Source organism: Pilimelia anulata (assembly GCF_014647895.1).
In the GTDB taxonomy this organism is placed as follows: Bacteria; Actinomycetota; Actinomycetes; order Mycobacteriales; family Micromonosporaceae; genus Pilimelia; species Pilimelia anulata.
Window position 1 is genome coordinate 1 of the sequence record NZ_BMQB01000022.1, and the last position, 4,374, is coordinate 4,374.

Genomic DNA, 4,374 nt, shown 5'->3' on the forward strand with positions numbered 1-4,374 from the left:
GCCCGATGAGGGTGGACTTGCCGTCGTCGACCGAGCCGGCGGTGGCGAAGCGCAGCAGGTCCATACCGCCGGGACGCCCTTCCCTCGCGGCCGGCACGGCGGGGCGCGCGTGCGCCGGGGCCACGTCGGTCATCAGAAGTACCCTTCCTTCTTCCGGTCCTCCATCGCCGCCTCCGACGCGCGGTCGTCGCCGCGGGTGGCGCCGCGCTCGGTGATCCGGGTGGCCGCGACCTCCTCGATCACCCGCTCCACCGTGTCGGCGGCCGACTCGACGGCCGCCGTGCAGGAGGCGTCGCCGACGGTGCGGTACCGGACCCGGGCGGTGAACGGGGTCTCCCCCGGCCGGGGCTGGATGAACTCGTTGACCGCGTACAGCATGTCGCCGCGGCGCAGCACCGTGCGGTCGTGCGCGAAGTAGATCGACGGCAGCGACACCCGCTCGCGGGCGATGTAGTGCCAGACGTCCAGCTCGGTCCAGTTGGACAGCGGGAACACCCGGATCGACTCCCCCGGCGCGTGCCGCGCGTTGAACAGCGCCCACAGCTCCGGGCGCTGGTTGCGCGGGTCCCACTGGCCGAACTCGTCCCGGAAGGAGAACACCCGCTCCTTCGCCCGGGCCTTCTCCTCGTCCCGGCGGGCACCGCCGAACAGGGCGTCGAACCGGTACTTCTCCACCGCGTCCAGCAGCACCGGCGTCTGGATCCGGTTGCGGGTGCCGTCGGCCGGCTCGCGGACCGCGCCGGACTCCAGCGCCTCGGGGACCGAGCCGACGATGAGCTGGAGGTTCAGCTCGGCGACCCGGCGGTCCCGGTACGCGAGCACCTCGGGGAAGTTGTGCCCGGTGTCGATGTGCAGGACCGGGAACGGGATCCGGCCCGGCGCGAACGCCTTCTGCGCCAGCCGGAGCATGAGGATCGAGTCCTTGCCGCCGGAGAACAGCAGCACCGGCCGCTCGAACTCGGCGACCACCTCGCGCATGATGAAGATCGCCTCGGCCTCGAGGGCGTCGAGGTGGGAGAAGCGGTACGACGCGATGCTCATCCGCCGGCCACCTCGCCCGCCTTGATCAGGTCGGCGAGCGCGCCGAGGAGTTGGTCGGCCAGCTCCGGCCGGCAGACGAGCAGGTCGGGCAGGCTGGGATGGTCCCGGTTGTACTCGAGCGGGGTGCCGTCGACCCGGGAGCAGTGCAGGCCGGCGGCGGCGGCGACGGCGACGGGTGCCGCGGAGTCCCACTCGTACTGGCCGCCGGCGTGCACGTACGCGTCCGCGTCCCCGGTCACGACGGCGCAGACCTTCACGCCGGCCGAGCCCAGCGGCACGGCGACGCCGCCGACCCGGTCCAGCAGCGAGCTGACGAAGCCCGGCGGGCGGGACCGGCTGACCGCGATCCGCAGCGGCCCGGCGGCCGGCGGGGCGGCGGTGGCGTCGGTGCCGAGGACCAGCTCGCGGGCGGGCAGCGCCACGGCGCCGGCGGTCAGCCCGCGGCCGCGCTCCCACAGCGCCACGTGCACGGCCCAGTCGGTGCGGCCCTGCTCGCCGTACTCGCGGGTGCCGTCCAGCGGGTCGACGATCCACACCCGGTCGGCGGTGCGCCGGTCGGCCGCGGCGGCGCCGCGGGCGTCCTCGTCCTCCTCGGAGAGCACGGCGTCGCCGGGGCGCAGCCGGGCCAGTTCGCCGCGCAGGACGTGGTGGGCCTGCCGGTCGGCCGCGTCGCGCAGGGCGGCCGGGTCGGCGAACCCGCGGACGTGCCGCAGGTCCAGCAGCCGCTCGCCGGCGAGCCCGGCCAGCCACGCCGCGACCGTCTGGTCCCGGTCGTCGGCCGGACCGTCGACAACGCCGCGCCGTCCCGGATCGTCGAATCCCACCGCAATACCTCGCTCCCACAGGCGTGACTCATCAATCTAGTACGCCGACCCGCCCCTTCCCCGGGTCGCGGCCGCGCATGGCGCCGCATCCGTACCGGTAATGGTGATTTGCCCTGCGGGACTTGCGCCCGGGTGCCCGGGTGTGCCCGGGGCCGCCCCTCTACCCTCTCGAATATGAGCCCTCAGGACCTGATCTCGTTCGCCCGCGGGGCCCCCAGCCTCGACATCGTCGACATCGACGGCCTCAAGGCCGCCGCCGTCGCCGCGCTGGAGGCCGACCCGGCCGGTGCCACCGCATACGGCACCTCCGTCGGCTACGGCCCGCTCCGCGCGTGGGTCGCCGACCGGCACGGCGTGCCGGTGGAGCACGTGCTGCTCACCAACGGTTCGCTGCAGGCGGACGCGTTCCTGTTCGACGCGCTGATCAAGGCCGGCGACGACGTCGTGGTGGAGAACCCGACGTACGACCGGACCCTGCTCGGCCTGCGCAACCGCGGCTGCACCGTGCACCAGGTGACCCTCGACGCCGACGGGGTCGACACCGCCGCGCTGCGCGCGCTGCTGGAGTCGGGCGTGCGACCGAAGCTCGCCCACATCATCCCGAACTACCAGAACCCGGCCGGCGTCACGCTGTCCGTGGCCCGGCGCCGGGAGCTGCTCGCGCTGGCCGCCGAGTACGGCTTCACGATCTTCGAGGACGACCCGTACGTCGACATCCGGTTCCGCGGCGAGCCGCTGCCGTCGCTGCAGGAGCTGGCCGCGGACGTGCCCGGCGCGGTCGTGGTGCGAGCCGGCTCGTTCACCAAGACCGTCTGCCCGGGCGTCCGGGTCGGCTACCTGGTGGGCCCGCCGGAGCTGATCGGGTCGATCGCCGGCACGGCCACCAACCTGTACATCTCGCCGAACATGTTCGCCCAGGCCACGGTGTACCGGTTCTGCGCCGCGGGCGCGTTCGACCGGTCCATCGCCACGGTCAGCGCCGCCCTCGGCGAGCGGGCCGCGGCGCTCGGCGACGCGCTGCGGGAGAACCTGCCCGATGCGACGTTCACGGCGCCCGACGGCGGCTACTTTCTGTGGGTGGAGTTCCCGCCGGACGTACCGGCGGAGAAGCTCGCCGCGGCGGCCGCCGAGCGGGGCGTCGCCGTCGTGAAGGGCAGCGACTTCGTCCTGGACGGCGGGGAGCACGCGCTGCGGCTGGCCTACTCCGCGGTGTCGGTGGAGCAGATCCGCGCGGGCGTGCGCCGGCTCGCCGAGGCGGTCGCCGCCGTCCGCGGCTGAACGGAACGGGAGGGGTCGGGTGGCCGAGGAGGACGTCCCGCCGGTCGACCCCGCCCGGCCCACCGCGCTGCGCTTCGCGGGCGGCCGGTGGTGCCCGGTGCCGCCGCCGTACGGGCCGGCGCTGGCCGCCGCGGACCGCGCCGGCCTGCTCTGGCTGCTCCTGCCCGGCCCCGACGACCCGGCGATGGCCGAAGTGGAGCAGCACCTCGGCCTGCACGAGTCCGACGCCCCCGGCGCCGACCCGCTGGCCTTCAGCGTCGGCACGGTCCGCCGGGACGGCGGCGCCCTGCGCACCGGCCGGGTGACGGTCATGATCGGACCGCACGTGGTGGTCACCGTGCAGCACGGCGCCGGCGGCGACGCCGCCGCGGCGGCCCGGGCGCTGGCCGCGCACCGGCACGCGCAGGTGGACCGCTGGACGGTCGTGCACGCGGTCGTCCAGCACGCCGTGGCCGGGTACGCGGCGGCGCTGGAGGCGGTCGCCGAGGAGATGAACGCGCTCGAGGAGCAGGTCTTCTCCAGCCAGCCGGACGGCCGGGCGATCGGCCGCATCCACCGGCTCAAGCGGGAGCTGGTCGAGCTGCGCCGCGCCATCGTGCCGGTCCAGCGGCCGCTCGGCGCGCTGATCGAGGCCGACGAGCCGGGCCCGCCCGGCCGGGCGCGGCGGCACCTGCGGCTGACCCGGGAGCTGGCGGTCCAGGCGGCGGAGCAGGTGACCGGGTACGACGACCTGCTCAACTCGATCCTGCAGGCCCGGCTGGCCCAGGTGTCGATCGAGCAGAACAACGACATGCGCAAGATCGCCGCGTGGGCGGCGATCGCCGCCGTGCAGACGGTCATCGCCGGGATCTACGGGATGAACTTCCGGCACATGCCCGAGCTGGGCTGGTCGCTGGGGTACCCGGGCGCGCTGGGCCTGATGCTCGGCGCGGGCGCGCTCCTGTACTGGCGCCTGCGCCGCGCCGGCTGGCTCTAGGGTGTGTCTTCAAAGGGGTTTGATCCATTGGAGTAGCGCGGCGATGGTGACCGTGGCCCGGTAGGAGGTGGCGGTCTTGTCGTAGCGGGTGGCCACGGCTCGGTGTTGCTTGAGTCGGTTGAAGCAGCGTTCGACGACGTTGCGGCGCTTGTAGAGGTGGGTGTCGAAGGTCGGTGGTCGGCCGCCGGCGCCGCCGCGGCGGCGTCGGTTGGTCTGCTGGTCGGCGCGTTCGGGGATGGTGTGGGCGATGCCGCG

Annotated in this window: 4 protein-coding genes and 1 pseudogene; 2 read left to right on the plus strand and 3 right to left on the minus strand. The window is 74.6% G+C overall.

From position 1 onward, the window contains the following. Positions 1–132 precede the first annotated feature (132 nt). The gene (cysD, locus tag IEY94_RS23010) at positions 133–1,041 is read right to left on the minus strand and encodes a sulfate adenylyltransferase subunit CysD (RefSeq protein WP_189172348.1); all 909 of its coding nucleotides are present in this window, start codon (positions 1,039–1,041) and stop codon (positions 133–135) included. Then, positions 1,038–1,865, minus strand: a complete 828-nt coding sequence (locus IEY94_RS23015; RefSeq protein WP_189172349.1) for an inositol monophosphatase family protein — start codon at positions 1,863–1,865, stop codon at positions 1,038–1,040. Before IEY94_RS23015 ends, cysD begins: the two co-directional genes overlap by 4 nt. A gap of 174 nt (positions 1,866–2,039) precedes the next feature. Here IEY94_RS23015 and IEY94_RS23020 point away from each other — a divergent pair, with 174 nt between their 5' ends. Next, on the plus strand, positions 2,040–3,143 hold the full coding sequence (locus tag IEY94_RS23020) for an aminotransferase-like domain-containing protein (protein WP_189172350.1): 1,104 nt from the start codon (positions 2,040–2,042) through the stop codon (positions 3,141–3,143). Between the two features lie 19 nt (positions 3,144–3,162). Then, complete coding sequence (locus IEY94_RS23025; RefSeq protein ID WP_189172351.1) at positions 3,163–4,119, plus strand: CorA family divalent cation transporter; 957 nt, start codon at positions 3,163–3,165, stop codon at positions 4,117–4,119. 9 nt (positions 4,120–4,128) lie between these two features. Here the strand turns inward: IEY94_RS23025 and IEY94_RS23030 are convergent. Then, positions 4,129–4,374 (minus strand): annotated as a pseudogene (locus IEY94_RS23030) (IS5/IS1182 family transposase); the annotation flags it as partial.

What these genes read in the sequence shown, in the direction of transcription:
- cysD (WP_189172348.1), bottom strand. Translation starts at nt 1,041, where the DNA reads ATGAGCATCGCGTCGTACCGCTTCTCCCACCTCGACGCCCTCGAGGCC.
- IEY94_RS23020 (WP_189172350.1), top strand. Translation starts at nt 2,040, where the DNA reads ATGAGCCCTCAGGACCTGATCTCGTTCGCCCGCGGGGCCCCCAGCCTC.